Origin of the sequence: Rhabdobacter roseus (assembly GCF_014202275.1) — a bacterium.
In the GTDB taxonomy this organism is placed as follows: Bacteria; Bacteroidota; Bacteroidia; order Cytophagales; family Spirosomataceae; genus Rhabdobacter; species Rhabdobacter roseus.
Genome location: NZ_JACHGF010000026.1, coordinates 1 through 1,764, shown reverse-complemented (window position 1 = coordinate 1,764; position 1,764 = coordinate 1). Strand labels below are relative to the sequence as shown.

The following is a 1,764-nucleotide window of genomic DNA, read 5'->3' as shown; positions in this document are numbered from 1 at the left end:
TTTTTTTCTGCCTGGAGTGTCAGTATTTGTTAAATATTTTTTTTAAACAGTTGATTTTCATTTGTTTAAGTGACTAAAAATCACTAAGTTTAATACATGCAAGGACGACAGCAAATACAGCCTAAACTATTTTATCAGCTAAATTTGGAGCAGCTGGTACCGGCCGACAACTTCTACCGTGGGCTCTCCCAATGCCTGGATCTTCATTTTCTGTATCCCGCTACGGCGGAATATTATGGGAGTGAAGGTCAGCAGAGCATCGATCCGGTGGTCTTTTTCAAGATGTTGCTGGTGGGCTATCTGAACAATATTAACTCTGACCGTAAGCTGATCGCTTTTTGCTCGAATTGTTTGGACGTGCGGTTGTTTCTCAAGTACGATCTGGATGAGGCTTTGCCCTGGCATTCGACCATTAGCAGAACTCGGCAGCTGTATGGCCAGGAAGTATTTCTAAAACTGTTTAGGGAGGTATTGAGACTGTGTGTCGGGAAAGGAATGGTCAGAGCCAAGCGTCAGGCAGTCGATTCGGCCTTTATCAAAGCCAATGCCTCTATGGACAGTCTGCTGGAGAAGGAGGTGGTCGAGGATGCCTCGGCCTATGTGGACGAACTGGAGGAAGGCTCGGAATTCAAGGTGAGCTCAGGAAGGAAAAAGCGGGTAGAGAGGCATCATAAATGGAAAGAGCAGGCGTACAAAGACATGCCCGGCCATGTGGACGATCCCAAACAGGTAGATGACCAGGGCAATACAATCCGTCCCAAGTACCTGAGTAACCATACTCATTACAGCCCTACCGATCCAGACGCTAAGATCAGTACCAAGCCGGGCAAGGCCCGTCAGCTGAACTACTCTGGTCAGCTGGCTGTGGATGATGCCCATCATGTGATCACGGGGGCCTGCGCGAGTACAGCCGGTAGCAGGGACAGCGAAAATCTGCCCCAGATCCTGGATCAGACTTTGGAGAATCTGCAGGGGGTGAAGCTGACCCTCGATCAGATCACCGCAGACGCAGGCTATAGCAGCGGAAAAGCACTCCGGTACTGCCAGGAAAAAGGAATAGATGCCTACATACCCAACTTCGGCCAATACAAACCCGAGCGGGAAGGCTTTGTATACCATGCCGACAAAGACGAATACCGCTGCGAAAAACCGGGAGGGAAAGGGGCTGTGTTGACCTTCAAAGGCATCAAGACCGACAGCAAAGGCTATCAGAAAAAGAGCTACCGGAGTTCTGAGACCGTCTGCGGAAGCTGTCTGTTGCGGGAGCCGTGCTGCGGCAAAGCGACCAAATTTAAGAAACTGGAGGAAAGCATCGACAAGCCCTACTATGACCGCATGCACCAAAAGCTGGCCCAAAACCCCGCCTATACCAAACGCATCAGCAAGATCCGAAGCCGGACGGTGGAACCGGTACTGGGTACGCTGGTGAACTTCCTGAACATGCGCAGAATCAACAGCCGGGGAATGGCACAGGCCAACAAACACGTCATGATGGCCGCACTCACTTACAATCTCAAAAAGTACCTGAATTTCAGCCGAAAGAAAGTCCAACCCGCACTAGTGGCTCTGCGGAAAGGTCTTAATCCCTTCCAAACGGATTCCACGGCCCGTTTTTCGCCCCGCTATCAGTTCTTGTCGTTTTAATCGGGAATCAGGTGAAAAATCCGGGAAATATTCTTTCACAAATCACCGTCTACCAGGAAAATGACATCAGCTAAGAAAGCGGAATCCTAAAATTAAAAAATAGGTTGTGCAACGGTTACC

At 49.5% G+C, this 1,764-nt stretch carries 1 protein-coding gene; it reads left to right on the top strand.

What is annotated here, in order from left to right; genetic code table 11:
* The first annotated feature begins 96 nt into the window (after window positions 1–96).
* A complete protein-coding gene (locus tag HNQ92_RS28485; RefSeq protein ID WP_221307577.1) occupies window positions 97–1,644 on the top strand; it encodes an IS1182 family transposase in 1,548 nt (515 codons plus the stop codon).
* The last annotated feature ends 120 nt before the right edge of the window (window positions 1,645–1,764 follow it).